At 73.5% G+C, this 15,525-nt stretch carries 9 protein-coding genes and 1 pseudogene; 2 read left to right on the top strand and 8 right to left on the bottom strand.

Annotated features, from left to right (window positions below):
- Positions 1 to 95: 95 nt before the first annotated feature.
- The 5 genes and pseudogenes from WMF26_RS40560 to WMF26_RS40540 all read right to left on the bottom strand — a co-directional run.
- Positions 96 to 2,072, bottom strand: a complete 1,977-nt coding sequence (locus WMF26_RS40560) for a bifunctional metallophosphatase/5'-nucleotidase (protein ID WP_437997105.1) — start codon at positions 2,070 to 2,072, stop codon at positions 96 to 98.
- A gap of 91 nt (positions 2,073 to 2,163) precedes the next feature.
- On the bottom strand, positions 2,164 to 3,447 hold the full coding sequence (locus tag WMF26_RS40555; protein ID WP_437997104.1) for a diaminopimelate decarboxylase: 1,284 nt from the start codon (positions 3,445 to 3,447) through the stop codon (positions 2,164 to 2,166).
- 229 nt (positions 3,448 to 3,676) lie between these two features.
- Entirely contained in the window at positions 3,677 to 4,627 is a 951-nt protein-coding gene (locus WMF26_RS40550; protein WP_437997103.1) for a protocatechuate 3,4-dioxygenase, read from the bottom strand.
- A gap of 331 nt (positions 4,628 to 4,958) precedes the next feature.
- Positions 4,959 to 6,053, bottom strand: a complete 1,095-nt coding sequence (locus WMF26_RS40545; protein ID WP_437997102.1) for a hypothetical protein — start codon at positions 6,051 to 6,053, stop codon at positions 4,959 to 4,961.
- A gap of 301 nt (positions 6,054 to 6,354) precedes the next feature.
- Positions 6,355 to 6,807 (bottom strand): annotated as a pseudogene (locus WMF26_RS40540) (glucuronyl esterase domain-containing protein); the annotation flags it as partial.
- Positions 6,808 to 7,541: 734 nt separating this feature from the next.
- Between WMF26_RS40540 and WMF26_RS40535 the strand changes: the two are divergent.
- The gene (locus WMF26_RS40535; RefSeq protein WP_437997101.1) at positions 7,542 to 7,949 is read left to right on the top strand and encodes a response regulator; all 408 of its coding nucleotides are present in this window, start codon (positions 7,542 to 7,544) and stop codon (positions 7,947 to 7,949) included.
- Positions 7,950 to 8,014: 65 nt separating this feature from the next.
- Positions 8,015 to 8,908, top strand: coding sequence for a dienelactone hydrolase family protein (locus WMF26_RS40530; RefSeq protein WP_020740100.1), 894 nt, complete (start codon positions 8,015 to 8,017; stop codon positions 8,906 to 8,908).
- Between the two features lie 27 nt (positions 8,909 to 8,935).
- On the opposite strand, the gene WMF26_RS40525 is transcribed toward WMF26_RS40530, so the two are convergent.
- From WMF26_RS40525 to WMF26_RS40515, 3 genes are all read right to left on the bottom strand, one after another.
- A complete protein-coding gene (locus WMF26_RS40525; RefSeq protein WP_437951479.1) occupies positions 8,936 to 9,814 on the bottom strand; it encodes a Uma2 family endonuclease in 879 nt (292 codons plus the stop codon).
- Positions 9,815 to 9,939: 125 nt separating this feature from the next.
- Positions 9,940 to 11,211 carry a hypothetical protein gene (locus WMF26_RS40520; protein WP_437997100.1) on the bottom strand — a complete coding sequence of 424 codons (1,272 nt, stop codon included), beginning with the start codon at positions 11,209 to 11,211 and terminating at the stop codon, positions 9,940 to 9,942.
- The gene (locus WMF26_RS40515; protein WP_437997099.1) at positions 11,208 to 15,497 is read right to left on the bottom strand and encodes a VIT domain-containing protein; all 4,290 of its coding nucleotides are present in this window, start codon (positions 15,495 to 15,497) and stop codon (positions 11,208 to 11,210) included. Before WMF26_RS40515 ends, WMF26_RS40520 begins: the two co-directional genes overlap by 4 nt.
- Positions 15,498 to 15,525: the final 28 nt, after the last annotated feature.

Genomic DNA, 15,525 nt, shown 5'->3' with positions numbered 1-15,525 from the left:
CTGTGCCCTCTTGCGCGTCTGTGGCTCGATCCTCTCTTTTCTTCCCGTGTCTCGCCGCTGGCGAACGACCCGTTCTTCGGCGGCGAGGCTCCCGCTCAGGGCACGATCGTGATCCGGTCGAGCGCGGGCGGCGCGACGGGCGAGCGCGCCGCGAAGTAGTCCCGCAGGGCGTCCAGATCGAGGGCGCCGCCGAGGCGATCGGCGCCGTCGTTGAGCACGGTGAAGCCGTCGCCGCCGGTCGCCAGGAAGCTGTTCACCGTCACGCGGTAGGTCCGCGCCGCCTCGATCGGGACGCCGCCGATCCGGATCGAGGCGATGTCGACCTTCGCGCCGATGGGCGCGCTCTGGCTGTACGTGTACGTGAAGCCGTCCGACACCTGCAGGATCAGGTTCCGCGGCGCGCCGCTCGCGTCCACCCGGAACTGCTGCTCCAGCAGCTGGTCGATCTGCTCGCCCGTGAGGGTCATCACGACCAGGCTGTTGCCGAAGGGCTGCACGGTGAAGATTTCGCCGAACGTGACCACCCCGTCCGTGATCTCGGTCGGCGAGGCGGCGTAGGTCAGGTCGGTGCGGACGCCGCCCGGGTTCATCAGCGCGACCTCGGCCCCGCCTTTGCTCGCCTCGCGCGTGGCGGCCAGCTGGGCGTCGGCGATGACCGCGCCCATCGCGAACAGCCCCGCGCCCATGGCCGGGACCGCGCGGTCGAGCGTCGCCGTGATCGTGCCGACCTGCATGTTGGCCAGCGGCGCCGAGAGGTCCTTGTAGCGCGTCACCAGGTCCGCCACGGCCGCGTAGGGCTCGTCGTGCGTGTCGTGCGTCACGACGACGTTGTTCGCCGTCTTCGCGGTCACATCGCCCGTGGTCCTGCTGATCTCCAGATCGATGTCCGTCACCAGCCGCCCGAACGACGCCGCGCTCGTCACGATCTTGTCGCCGAGGAGGCAGTTGTACGCCTGGTGCGTGTGCCCGGTGACGAGCACATCCACGGCGGGGTCGACGTTCGTGGCGATCTCGATGATGGGGCCGGAGATGTCGGGGCACTCGTTGAAGTGGCCTGTCGGGAGCCCTCCCTCGTGGAGCACCACCACGATCGCCTCGATGCCCTGCGCCTGGAGCTCAGGGACGATGTCGTTCACCGTGTCGACCTCGTCCATGAACGAGAGCCCCGCGACGCCGACCGGCGTCACGATGGACGGGGTGCCCTCGAGCGTCATGCCGATGAAGGCGATCTTCACGCCGTCGAACTCGCGGACGTCGTAGCGCGGGAAGAGCGTCCTGCCGGTCGTCGTGTCCACGACGACGTTGGCGGCGAGGAACTGGAAGCTCGCGCCGGCGAAGAACGTGCCATCGGTGCAGCCGTCGACCGGGCTGCACCCGCCGTACTGCATCCGGAGGAGCTCTGCGGTGCCTTTGTCGAACTCGTGGTTGCCGACGCCGTTGATGTCGAGTCCGAGGAGGTTCATGGCCTCGATGGTGGGCTCGTCGTGGAACAGCGCCGACACGAGCGGGCTCGCGCCGATGAGATCGCCGGCCGAGACCACCACGGTGTTCGGGTTGGTGGCGCGGAGCGCGGCGATGCGCGAGGCGAGGTAGGCGGCGCCGCCCGCGTTCACCTGCGTTGTATCGGGCAAGGTGATCCTGCCGTTGTTGCCCGGGGGGTGCTCCAGGTTGCCGTGGAAGTCGTTGAAGGCGAGGATCTGCACGCTCACGGTGTCGCCGCCGCTGGTGCCGCCTGCGCCGCCGGTGCCGCCGCCCTGCCCGCCGGTGCCGCCGCCCTGCCCGCCGGTGCCGCCGCCCTGCCCGCCGGTGCCGCCGCCCTGTCCGCCGGTGCCGCCGCCCTGTCCGCCGGTGCCGGTGGCGCCCCCGGTCCCTGAACCACCGCCGCCCGAGCCGGTACCCGTGGCGCTGCCGGTGCTGCCGGTGCCGCCGGACGCATCGCTGGGGCCGATCGGCTCGTCGTCGTCGCAGCCCGCGCCGGCGAGCGGGGGCACGCACAGCAGGGCGCCAAGCAGCGTGACCCGCCACGCCGGCGCGCATCTCCCCAGGACTCCGGAAGCACCGCTCGCTCTCATCTCCGCTCCTCCACTCCGCCGCGCTCGCCGCACCAGGCTCTCACATGCTGGGTTCGCGTGGAAACAGCCGTGTGAACGCACCGCAGCGGGCTCATGGCTGGCCGCGGCCGCGGCTCCAGAACGCGACGACGTCCTCCGGCCGCTCGCGCTCGCGCAGGACCCGGATCTCGTCGCCGTCGACGCCGAGCACCGCCGGAATGCCGCGGCTGCAGTGGCGCGACCACATGCTCAGCGTGTACGCGCCCGTGTCGCGGATGAGCACGAGATCCCCGGGCGACAGGTCCGGCAGCGGGAGATCGCGGGCCAGCACGTCGCCGCCGAAGCACAGCGGGCCGCCGAGGGTGCACGCCGAAAGCGGCCCCTCCTTCGCCGCGGCGTCGGGGTCGAGCGCCACGAAGTCGTGGTGCCAGTCGTCCGGGTGATAGGCGCGGCGCAGCAAGAAATCGGCCCCGAGGTGCAGGATCGCGGTGCGCCCGGCCGAGTCCTTCTTCACGTACTCCACGCGCGAGACGGCGAAGCCGCAGCCCGCCTGGACCCAGCGCCCGAGCTCGGTGATCAGCGTGGTCCCGCCCTCGAAGAGCGTCGGCACCTCGCGGCGCAGCGCGGCCGCGTAGTCCTCCAGCGCCGGCGGGCGGTCCGTGCTCCGGTAGGCGACCGGCAGCCCGCCGCCGATATCCATGACGGAGGCGGCGCCCGACCCCCGCGCGCGCCGGATCTCCTGGCGCAGCGCCTCGACGCGTCGGATCCCGTCGATCAGCTGCGCCTGCGCGCACCCCTGCGAGCCGACGTGCACGTGCAGCCCGGCGAGCCACGGGTACCGCGCGAAGGCGGCGCGCACCGCGTCGGCCTGCTCGAGGGGGACCCCGAACTTGGAGCGCCGGTCCGCCACGCTGGTGATGGCGATGCTGGACGCCCCGACCTGCGGGTTGATGCGCAGCCCGATGCGGCCGGCGGCTGCCTCGGGCTTGACGAGCGCGTCGATGCGCTCCAGTTCGTCGAGGTTGTCGGCGTTGAGCCGCACGCCCAGGCGGAGGGCCTCCGCGATCTCGGCGCGCGTCTTGGCGGGGGAGTCGTAGACGATGCGCCCGGGCGGGCAGCCGGCGGCCAGCGAGAGCCTCACCTCCTCGAGCGAGGCCGCCTCGAGCCCCGCGCCGCAGTCGACCGCCGCGCGCAGGACCTCCACGAGCGGGTTCGCCTTGATCGCCACCGCGTGGAGGGCGCCCGGCGGGAACGCCGCGCCGATCCGCCCGATCCGCGCCCGCATGCGCCCGAGGTCGTGGAACAGGACCGCAGGCTCCACCTCCATCCCGCGGCGCCGCGCCTCGCGGAACGCGCGCGCCATGCTCGCTGGCTCCAGCCGATCCGTGTCGCTCATGGCACCTCTCTACCGCAGTCTGCCAGCCGGGAGAGCGATTGTCCGCCCCGCGCGACGTCCCGCGGCGCCGCGCGCGTGCGGCGAACAGGAGGGTTGCCTCGCTTCCAGGATGTCACGAGACGCTCGGCACCCAGGGGCCGGGCGCCTCCCGGGCAGACCCAGGGAGAGCCCGAGTCGGCCTCGGGGGCGGACGCGCACCGCCCCGGGCACCGCCGGGAGTCCTGTGCGCTCAGGCGCGGTCGACGACGATGTTGAGAATGCCGGTGACCAGGCCGGGGGTGTACTGCATCCTCGGCATGGCCGGGCTGTCTCCCGGCAGGTCGAGGCTGGACGCCGGGATGTTCGTCGACCGCCCCGCGTACGCCGGCTCGGCCTGAGCCACCTGCCGGCTGAGCTCGGCATCGAAGTAGAGCTGCGTGGTGATCAGCCGGGTCGTCTGGCCGTTGATGCGAGCGACCAGGTGAACGTGGATGGGGCGCGCCCCATCCCACCCGGGCCAGATCGACGTGAAGCCCACGATCCCGTTGCGGTCGGTGAGCTGGACGCCGCGGCAGAAGCGGTCCAGGTGCTCCGGCGCGCGCTCGAAGGCTCCCGTGTACGGCGTGGAAGGATCCTGGTTGTTGGGGCCGCTGTAACGGCCGTCCGCGTCGCAGTGCCAGATGTACACCTCGGCGTCGGGGATCGGCTCGCCGTCATTCCGGCCGTCGAGCAGGCGGAGATAGAGCCGGAACTCGCAGCCGCGGTGACCGTCGCGGAGATCGCTGCGGAATAGGTTGATGTCGTTCGGGATCTCGCTGTCGTCGATGAAGAACGGCGCCTCGATGTCGGTGGCGGTCAGGTCGCATCTCGCGCCGTTCGCGAAGATCGAAGGATCGATCGCGTCGGCGCCCCCCGCGCCCACGCCGCCGACGCCCGCGCCGCCGCCTCCGGTGCCCGCGCTGCTCGTGCTCGCGCCTCCGGTGCCCGCGCTGCTCGTGCTCGCGCCTCCGGTGCCCGCGCTGCTCGCGCTCGCGCGGCCCGTGCCGGCGCCTCCGCGGCCGGCGCCTCCGCGGCCAAAGCCCGCGTCGTTGGACCCCTCGTCGCCCCACGACACGATCACGGGCGAGGTGCCGGCGAGCGCCCCGAGCTTCATGAGGACCTGCCACCGGTCGACGACCTCGCCAGGCCGATCACGAGTCACGGTATTCTTTTTGTCACGCATAAGTTAGTCTCCTTGGGGTAAGTCGGTGGCCTGCTTGGGAGCGCTGGTGGGCATCGGGCCGGCGCCTCCGCGGGTGGTGCGGAGGCGAGGGGGATCTCGGCGCTTGCCGCTCGCGTGGCCGATTCAGAGGGCGCGGGGGCGCCTCCCGCCGTTGTTCCCCGACGAGGGGCTCTCTCTCGGTCCCACGGAGACACGTTGCTCGTCTGGAGAGATTTTACGGAAGGCTCGCAGCGCACGCGCCACATCGGGCGAGGGCGCCCAGGCGCGGGGTCATCGGTCCTGTTCTCGTCGAGAACAGCCGTGCCGCGCTCTACGTCGGAGTCACGGCGATCTGCATCTGGGCGACCACGATGTCCCCTTCCATCCACGCCTTGGCGCGAAGGCCGCTGTTGCCCGCCTCGTCGGCCTTGATGGCGCCTGCGTACGCCGTCGCCAGATTGCCCATGGTGCGCGCCTTGTACGGCTCGTACTGGGTATGAACGGAGTCGGTGAAGGCGGGATCGAAGTAGAACTGCGTCGTGAAAATGTGATCTCCACCCTGGTAATTGACGCGGCCCCTCGACGTCGAGCCCTTCTTGAAGCAGACGAAGTGGATGTGGACATCGCGGCCGTTGTACCAGCCGGGGAAGATGCTTCGGAACGAGACGACACCGTTCGCGTCCGTCGTCTGCACGCCGCGACAGAAGCGTTCCGTGGTGTCGAGGTTGTTCTGATTCGGCCTGCCCGCGTACGGCGAGTCGGGTTTCTGCTCGTTGGCAGAGCCCCTGGCCCCGAAGCCGCTGTAGAACCCCTGGCCGTCCGTGTGCCAGATGTAGACGTCCACGTCCGGCACGCCCACGCCCTTGCCATCGCAGTCGGGCTTGCTCAGGTCGAGCACGCGCAGGTGGAGATGCATCTCCACGCCGGGCGCTGCGCTCTCGTTGTAGCGACCACGAATGTCCTGTCGGATCAGGGAGATGTCGTCGTTCTTCTCGAGCTCGTGAATGAAGAAGGGGCCCTGACCGGCGCCGTCCGTCTTGTTCTGCGCCCTGCACATCGGCACGTCGTCGAACGGCGGCGGTATGAGGCTGTCGCCGCCGCCGCCGCCGCCCATGCCTCCCACGCCCGCGCCCTCGCCGCCCGCGCCTTCGCCGCCCGCACCCCCGGTGCCCACGCTCGTGCTCGCGCTGGTGGTGCTCGCGCCGGTGGTGCTCGCGCTGGTGGTGCTCGCGCTGCTCCCGCCGGTGCCCCCGGAGCCGCCGGCGCCGCCGCCTCCTCCGGTCTCCGAGCCGGTCGACCCCTCGTCCCCGCACGCGCCGAGCACGGGCACGGTGATGGCGAACGCGCCGAGCTTGAGGAGCACCTGCCGCCGGTCGACGACCCCGCCGAGCAGATCACGAGCCGCGGGTTCTTTTTTCTCGCTCATACAGAAGTCTCCTTGACCTAAGTTATGTCCTGACCGTCGATCGCTCTCGATGAGCTGGCGCGACGCGCAGAGGAGCACAGTCCCCAATGCGCTGGACCGCCATTGGGAATACCGTTGCGCTATTTTGTTGTCAATTAGAACTATTTCTTTTTGAGCGACGCGAGAGTTGAATTTGCACCTGTGCTGAGGTCGATTCGAATCGAGGGTCGACCGGCAGGATCGGGCCGAGCGCCCGAGGGCGTTCTGCTCGGCCTGTCGAGCGCTGTCCGGTCCTTGCCGGCCGGGACGGCGCGTGTCTCGTCTATGGCGCCGACCAGGAGAGGGTCGGCGGGCTGGCGCTCTCGTCCCATTGTTCCGTCGTCACGTCCTTTCCGAGCAGGAATCTCTCCGCGAAGCCGAGGATCGCGTTCGCCTCGCGGGTGGTCATCACACCATGACTGTGGTCGTCCGCGACCCAGCCGATGTGATCCTCGATGCCAAGAGCCTCGAAGACCTCTCTTGCGGCCCAGACCGCCTGGTAGGGGCCGCCATTTCTGTTGTTGTTCCAGCCGTCGGACTTCCCCTCCTGCACGATGATCGGGCGGGGCGCGACGAGGGCTACGATCGAGTGAGCGTCGAACGGGAGGGTCGTGGTCTTGCCGCTGAACGTGGCCCCGAAGCCGTCGCCGAACCACTGCGGGGCCTCGCCGTTGATCTGGCTGAGCGTCTGCACGTTGGATTTGCCCTCGGCCGCTCGCCAGCTGCCGACGCCGCCGGCGCCCGACCTCGCCGTTCAGCGTCCCTGTGACGTTCTCGGGGGACGGCGGGTAGGGGCCGTGTTGGAAATGCTGAATAAGCTGGCTGAGCTCCGCGCGGCGGCATCGCCAGTCCGCTGCGGTGGTCATTCGTGTGCCATCGAGGAACGTGAACGGGTCCGGGTGCTCCGCGATGGGGGGCAGGGAGGAGACCTCGGGAACGACCGGATCGGTGCAGGAAGGCGCGCTGCCGCCGGCGCTGGCGGATGCCGCGGTCGTCCCGCCGCCGCTGCCTGCGGTGGCGGAGGGGCGGCCGGAGCTCGCGGAGGCGTCGGCGCCGCCCGCCTCGCCGAGGCCGCCGCCAGCGTCGTCTGCCCCGCCAGCGTCTTCGCCGCCGCAGCCCGCGAGGAGCAGCACGGCAGTCGTGGCGAAGAAGTTCAATACGCTGGTGCGCACCCGATTCTCCCGTGTGACTTAGACGAATTCCCGGAGGGGGCCGCTGTGATCACGCGGGTGCTCGAGGAGAAGCCGGATAAGCCACCTCCTGTTCGGGTCATGATGATGCGTTGCGTTATGACGCGGAGCGACCCGGACCGACGGGCCCGCGAGGCGGGTGGGAGGCCGGGGGAAGGGCGGGATGACGGCTGCCAGCGGGCGCACCCGGACGCCCTGGTGTCGGAAACGTGACGACCGCTTTTGCTTTTGCTGTTTCTGTTGTACCTAGGCGCCCCGAGAGCCCCCGCAGAGGCCCTGTATGATCCGCATCCTTCTCATCGACGACTCCGCCGCGATGCGGGCCCACATGAGGGCCGCGCTCGAGCGGGCGCCCGAGCTCGGGCAGGCGGCGGAGGTCGCGGAGACGGCGAGCGGGTTCGAGGCCCTCCGGCTGATGCACCGCGGCGCGTACGACGCGGTGATCATCGACATCAACCTGCCGGACATCGACGGGCTGGAGCTCATCCGGTTCATCCGGCAGAGCCGGCACCACCGCGACGTGGCCCTCGTCGTCGTCTCCGCCCTGTCGTCGGCGCGCGAGCGCGAGCGCGCCTTCCGCCTCGGCGCCCACGCGTTCGTCGCCAAGCCGTTCTCTCCCGACACCCTCGCGTCCGCCGTCCGGCGGGGCGTCGCGTCGAGCCAGCTGCGCCTGCGCGTCGCCACGTAGCCGGGCGCGGCCTCCCCGCGCCGAGGCTTCCGGCGCGCCTCCCCGAGCTGGTAGGGTGCGCGGCCATGACGCTCCGCCCCATCTTCCGCCGCCTTGCCGCGCCGCTCGCGCTGCTCGCGGCGGCCGCCTGCTCTGCCTCGTCTCCCCCGCCTCCCGCCGAGCCGCCGCCCGGCGCCGCCGCCCCGGCGCCCGCGCCGTCCGGCGCCGCGGATAGCCCGACCGGGCTGCTCTCGGAGGAGGACTTCAAGGCGCTCCACCAGCTCCGGTCGGACAAGGCCCCGCCCGCGCGCGGGCAGACGGTCGACGTGGCCGGGACGAAGGCGTACCTGAGCCTGCCGAAGGACGCGAAGCCGCCGATCCCGGGCCTCGTGGTCATCCACGAGTGGTGGGGCCTCAACGAGCACATCAAGCACTGGACCGACCGCCTCGCGGAGGACGGGTACGCCGCCCTCGCCGTGGACATGTACGGCGGCAAGGTCGCGACCACGCCCGACGACGCGATGGCGGCGATGAAGGCCGTCGACGAGGCGAAGGGGCTCGAGGTCGTGCGCGCCGCGCACCGCTTCCTCTCGACCGACGCGCGCATCTCGGCGCCGCGCACCGGCTCGATCGGGTGGTGCTTCGGCGGCGCCTGGTCGCTCAAGCTCGCCCTGAACGAGCCGGAGCTCGACGCCGCCGTCATCTACTACGGTCGGCTCGTCACCGACCCCGCGCAGCTCAAGGCGATCAAGGCGCCGGTGCTCGGCGTCTTCGGCAACCAGGACAAGGGCATCCCGCCCGAGGTCGTCAACGAGTTCGACAAGGCGCTCCACGACGCGGGCGTCGAGCACCAGGTGCTCCGGTACGACGCCGACCACGCCTTCGCGAACCCCTCGGGAGAGCGGTACGACACGAAGGCCGCGGCGGACGCCTGGGAGAAGGTGCGGCAGTTCCTGGCCGCGAAGCTGAAGGGCGGCTAGCCCTCCGAGGGCGCGGCGGCAGCGCGCTCAGCGACCCTTCAGCCGCTCGATCTCCGCGCGCGCCTGATCGAGCTGCCGCTCCGCCTCCTCGCGCAGGCGCTGTTCCTCCTCGCGCAGGCGCTGCTCATCCTCGCGCAGGCGCCGCTCTCGGTCGAGCTCGGCCGCGAGCTCCTCGGCCAGGCGTTGCGCTTCTTCCTGGCGAGCGATGACCTGATCGAGCATGCCGCCGAGGCGCACGATCATCTCGTCGGCGTCCTCGAGGGGGGCATTGCCCGCAAAGAAGCGGAGACGGGAGCCGTCGAGCAGCAGATCGAGGCCGAGCACCTCGGAGACGAACCGGCCGGCCTGGGGCACGATCCGCTGATACACGCGCGGACGCGAAGGGTCGCCCTCCTGGGCCGCCGGCAGCCTGTAGGCGTGCAGGCGCAGGCGGGAGCGATCGAAGAGGAAGTACTCGCGGACGCCGAGCCGGGCGTAGCGCTCGACGTTGTCCTCATGATCCTTGGCACGATTGCCGGCCACGTGGACCTCGAGCACGAAGTCGAGGCCCTTGCCCTCCACATCGACGACCCACTTCATGCGCTCGTGGGGCTCTACGTCGAGGACGGCGAGCACGTCGGGCGCGAAGCGCGGCTCGCCGGGGTAGAAGACGGCGAGCTCGGACGAGAGGTAGATCTTGCGGCCGATCCGGCGGAAGAAGCCGTCGAGGGCGTCCAGCGCGTCGCGCTTGGCCTTGCGGTGCGCGTCTCCCTCGGGCGGCATGAGATCGAGTGGGACGTCGGCGGGGAGCATGTCCACGACGCGGGCGCGCTCGGCCGGGGTCATGCGCGACCACTGCTCGCTCGTCGGTGCGCGCGGATCTGCTGCATCGAAGACGTAGCTGGTGGTGGGGAGCGCCTGAGCCATGGCGAAGTCTACCCGATACAACAGCCCTCCGCGAGGCTCCCGGAGCCGTTTCCGCCGCGAGAAAAGCGCGTTACGTGCAGGCGTCTTCCGTCATTCGATTCCAGGAGCGGCCGCCCGTCATTCCGTCATCGGAGCTCGCGGAGCGCCGCGATGAGCTCCGACAGCGACGTCGCGTCGCTCCGATCGAGCGCCAGCGAGCCCTCGGCGAGTGCCTCGGCGAGCGCGCGCGAGCCCCCGGCCTCCGGCGCGGCGGCGGCGACCGCCGACTCGGCGCGCGCGATCTCCGTCACGAGCGCGCCGAGCGCCGCCGGGTCGATCGCCGCGGCCCTCGCCGCCGCGGAGAGCGCGCCCGCGGCGCTCTCGACCTGCTCCACCGACGCGCGCGTCGAGGCGTGGAGCTCCGACAGGCGCAGCCGCTCGAGCAGCGCCCCGTACGCGGACTCCATCGCGGCGAGCTCGCCGAGCGCGACGGACGCCGGGCCCTCCGCCGCGCCCGAGCCGGCCCCGCCGCGCGCGTCGCCCGCCGCGCGCCGCTCCGCGATCGACGCGACCTCGACGCGCGCCGCCCGCACCTCGCCCAGGAACGCCTCGATCGACGCCGCCGCAGGCGCGATAGCGCCCGCGCCCAGGGTCGCGAGCGCCTGCATGGCCTCGCGCGGCCGCCGCCGCAGGAGCCGGCGGAGCGGCGCGTTGCAGGCGATCCGCAGCGCCGCGGCCTCCGCGGCGGCGAGCACCCGCTGGCCCATCGACACCCTCGTCGCGGCCTCGTCGCACGCCCGCGCGAGGTCCTCGGCGAGCGCGCTCGCCTCCTTCGCCTGCGGCCCGTCCTCTGCGCCGCGCTCCTCCCCGTCGCCGCCCGCGCCGCGCGCCGCGTCGCGCCTCGCCTCGAGCGCGGCGCGCGCGTCCCCCAGCGCCCCGACGGCGGCGCGCAGCCGCTCCACGGCGGCGTCGGCCGCCGCCGTCTCGGCGGCGAGGTCGTCGCCCTCGACGTAGGCGCGCTGGCTCGCCGCGAGCAGCCGGCGCCGCGCGTCGCCCGCCCGCAGCGCCGCGGCGCTCCGCCGGGCCCGCGCCGCCCCGAGCGCCGCCGCGCCGGCCGCGCCGAACGTCCACGCGCACGCCGCGGTCGCCCCGAGCGCCGCCGCCGCGGCGATCCCCACCGCGGCCGTCGGCAGGGCCGCGCCCGCGCCGGAGCCCACGCGCAGCCCGATCATCCCGGCCACCAGCGCGCAGGCCGCCACGCCCGTGCCGATCGCGCGCGCCCCGCGCCGCGGGGGCGCGGCCGCGAGCGCGGTCACGCCGATGTAGGCCGCCGACCCGAGCGCCACGACCAGCAGGACGAGCGACAGCGGCGAGGTCAGCGTGACGAGCAGCCAGCCGAGCAGCGAGACGTCGATCATGGCAGCGCGCCGCTCGCCAGCGCCACCTCCCGATCCCGCGCGCCGACCGACCCCGGCGCGCTCGCGACCCGGAACGACGCCCCGTCCCACACGATCGTCGTCACCACGAAGCGCACGTCCCTGCCCGGCGGATCGCTGCGGAACCGCACGCGCCACTCGAGGCGCGCGAGCTCGGACGCGGGTAGCTGCACCGCCGCGAGCCCGACCGCCGGCGCGAAGAGGCCGTCGCCGAGCGCCGCGTCCACCTGGCCGTCGCGGGCCGCGAGCGCGAGCTCCGCCGCGTAGTCCTCCCAGAGCACGACGCGCAGCGCCCCCGGGCCGCTGAAGAGCTGCAGCTCCTTCAGCTTGCGGGCGAGGCTCTCGGCCTCGGCGCCCGCCGCGGGGGCCGCGACGCCGTCGCCTGCGAGCAGCCGGCCGATGCGCGCCGCCGACAGGAGCCGCGCCCACGCGCGCGGATCGTCGGGCCCCGGCGTGCCCTCCGCGGCGGCGACCTTGCGCTGGATGCGGAGCGCCTCGTCGACGCGCCCGCTCCCCGCGGCCGCCGCGGCGAGCCGCAGCCAGCCCCGGGGCTCGGCCGGCGCGAGATCGGTGAGGGTCGTGTACTGGCGGTACGCGGCCGCGTACCAGCCGTGCCGGAGGTAGACGTCGCCGAGCAGCTCGCGCGACGCGGGGCTCGTCGGATCGAACTCGACGACCTCCGAGTAGGTGCGCAGCGCGTCCGACGCGAAGCCGCTCGCGGCGAGCACGTCGCCGAGCTCCAGCGCCAGCGCCGGGCTCATGAAGCCGCGGTCGCGCAGCCTCCGCCCGTAGGCGAGCGCCTCGTCCTTCCGGCCCGCCTCGGCGAGCAGGCGCACCCGCCGGATCTCCCCCTCCGGATCGTCCGGCCGCTCGGTGAGCGCCTGCCGCAGCAGCGCGAGCCGGTCCTCGACCGCCGGCAGCGCGGCGAGCCGCTCGTCGAGGAGCGCCCAGCTCGCCTTCGGATCGACGCCGCCGAAGAGCGTGCGCCGCACCGCCGCGGAGATGGCGGGATCCACGCTCCGCCGGAGGAGCGCGTGCGCGATGAACCGCTGCGCCTCGGGCTCGCCGGCGAAGCGCGCGAGCAGCGCCTCGGCGCCGCCCTCGGTCGACACCTTCGCCTGCAGGAGCGAGAGCAGCGCGGCCCTCGAGCGCCAGTCCGGGAGCTCGCAGGTCGAGAGCGCGCCCTCGTAGCGCGCGATGAGCTGCTCGGCCGCCGTGGCGCGGGCGAGGCGCTTCGACCAGACGACGATGCGCTCGGCGAGCGGCCGCCGCGCGGTGTCGCTGCACGGCGCCATCGCGACCGGCGGGGGCTTGAGCGTCACGATCGGACGTGGCCTCGGCGCGATCGCCGGCGCCGGCCTGGCCGCGGCGCCCAGCGGCGCGGCGCCCGCGGCCGGGGCGACCGGCCCGCCGCCGCCGCGCGGCGGGGCGCTCGACTTGTTCGCGCCGGCCATGCCGAACGCCGCGTGCTCGCTGTCCGCCTGGGGCGCCGCGGACGAGGGCCGCGCGCGGATGGAGGTCGTGCGTCTCGCCGTGGCGTCCTGCTCCAGGGGCTCGGGCGGCAGCGCCGCCTCCTCCGCGTGCGCCGCGGTCGCCGGGGGCGGGGCCGGCAGCGCAGCCGCCGGCGAGGCGACGTCCGCCCTCGGGGCTTCATCCCGCGTCGCGTTCTCTGCCATCGCCGGCGCCGGCGCCATCATCGGCGCCGCCGCCGCCTTCTGCGCGTAGCCGCCCTCCTTCCCCGCGCTCTCGTCGTAGCTCGGCTCGCTCTTCGCGCACCCGAAGGCGACCCCGGCGGCGGCCGGCGCGAGCAGCGCCGCGAGCTCGCGCTCCCGCTCGGGCGTGAGCGCCGTCAGCCGCTCGCCCCGGAGCGGCGAGCGCCGCCGCTGGATGCCCTGGTTCAGGTACGCCTGCTCGCTCTCCAGCGCCAGCGTGCTCGTGAACGGCGTGATCAGCCCGTAATCGAGCCCGAGCTCGACCACCTTGCCCCGGTGCGCCTCGATGTCGTCGCCGTCCGCGAGCAGCCGCCGCATCTTCTCGGCCGCCCAGAAGCGCGGCACCAGCGCCGCCCCGACGCCCCGGTCGATCTCGATCGGGTGCTCGCGGGCGTACTCCTTGCCGGCGAGCCGGCCCTTCACGACCGCCTTCGCGGGCAGCGCGTGGTGCGTGCGCGCGAGCAGCACGACCTCCTCGCCGCGCGACACCTTGCCGCTCGCGGTGAGCATCGGCTCGTCGAGCCCGGCGCCGAGGTCGATCGAGAGGTCGGTGATGGTCGGCGTCTTGATCGCGCCGGCGAGGCGCAGCACCTCGGACGTCGAGCCCTCGACCTCGTCGATCCGGAACGCCTGTCCGCCCCCGGCGCGCGCGAGCTCGCGGAGCAGCGCGTGGTTCGCGTGCTCGCCGACGCCGACGGTGAAGAAGCGCGCGCGAGAGTCGGTGAGCGAGCGGCGCAGCCGATCGGCGAGGCGCGCGCCCGTCACCTCGCCGCTCGTCGCGAGCCCGTCGCCGATGTAGATGACGGCCGGCTGCTCCTTGCCGTGCACGCGCCCGAGCGCCGACTCGAACAGCGCGCCGAGATCGGTCGCGCCCCCGGTCGCGTGCTCGGCCAGCCGCGTGAGCGCCGCGGAGATCTCCTTGTCCGACGCCTCGGCCAGCCCGTCCTTCGGGTGCAGGACCGCGGGGGCCGAGTCGAGCGCGATCAGCGCGAACCGGTCCGACGGCGACATCGTCCGCAGGATCGCCTCGGCCGCGGCCGCCTTCTGCTGCCGCGCCGTCTCGTCGGCCGACGCCGACGTGTCCACCACGACGACCAGGTCGGCGGGGAGCTCCTTGAGCTCGGCCCAGTCCACGTCGGGCACGTACCGCGCCATCACGTAGTCGGCGCGGTCCTCGCCCGCGGCGAAGCGCGACACGCGCAGCGGCGCCGGCTTCGCCCTGACGGCGGCCTCGAGCTGGAAGTCCGCGCGCGGCTCGTACCCGCTCCGCCGCATGCTCACCCGTCGCCCGCCGTCCTCGATCACCGCGTCCGCGAGGGTCGCGATCTGCATGCCCTGGCCGGCCTGGCCGAGGTCGACCGACAGGGAGAACTCGCCGATCTGGACCGGCTCGCTCGAGCGCATCGGGTACACGTAGGTGAGCTTCCCGGCCGGCGCGCCGAGCATCTCCACGTAGCGCAGCACCACGCGCCGCGAGCCGCTCGCGGGCACCGGGAAGATGCGGGCGCGGTAGCTGCGCCCGTCGACCCACTCGAGCAGGGCCGGCTCGTGGCCGCTCTGCACCGCGGCCTGGTACCGCTGGGCCGCCTCCTTCCGCTCGATGACCTCCCCCTCGACGAGCACGCCGTTCGTCTCGACCGCGAACGAGCTCACGAGCGCGCGCTCGGGCACGGTGAACCAGTACCAGCCCTCGACCTGTCGCCCGCCCGGGTTCGAGAAGGTCTGGTCCACCTCGGTCTCGGCGATGCCGTCGCGCACGACGGCGCGCACGGCCTGCCGGCTGATCTCGAGCGTGCGCGCCTGCGCCCCGGGGGCGCCCTGCAGGTCGACGCCGTAGATCCGGCCGGAGCCGCTGCCCTCGCCCGCGAGGGGCCGGTGGTCGCCCATGCCGCCGGTCCAGTCCTCCCAGTAGGCGAGCGGCGCGACCTTGGGCGCGGCGCCGCCGGCGACGGTGGCCTGTTCGCCGGCGTGCACCTCGACGCGCCCGCCGGGGGCGGTGACCACGGCGAGCCCGCGGGCCACGTACACGCTCACGGCGTCGCCGGCGCGCTTCATCGACAGGCCGGCGTCGGACGCCGTGACCCGGACCTCCCCGAGCGCGTGCGAGAGCTCGCCGCGCCCCTCGGGCGGGGCGTCGAGCCACACCTCGCCCTGGGCGACCGAGAGCCCCTCGGCGCCGAGCGCCACCTCCGAGTCCGCGCGGAGGAACACCGCGGAGCCGTCGGCGAGCCGCACGAGGGCCCGCGCGCCCTTTCCGGTCGCGAGCTCGGCCCCGACCGGGAGGGGGACGCCGGACACCACCGTGGATTTCCGGTCGTCCTGCTCCAGCGTGACCTCACCCGAGGAGAGCTCGAGCCGGGCGCCGATGGCGCTGGCCTTCACGGGCGCCTTCTCCTGGGTCAGGACGAGCGCGGTCACGCTCGCGGCGAGCACGAGCGCGCCGGCCGCGAGCCGGAAGCGCAGGCCGCGCCTCTTTCGTGCCAGCTCGATGCTCGCCTCTGGCGCGCCATGTTCTGCCGGCGTTGCGGCCGGCTCCCTGTGTTCATGCGACGACATCCGAGACCTCCTCGCCGCGGTGGCCCTC

The organism is Sorangium sp. So ce185, assembly GCF_051526825.1.
GTDB classification, from domain to species: domain Bacteria; phylum Myxococcota_A; class Polyangia; order Polyangiales; family Polyangiaceae; genus Sorangium; species Sorangium cellulosum_D.
Note: the sequence above shows the minus strand (reverse complement) of the source record. Positions and strands in the feature narration are given on the sequence as shown.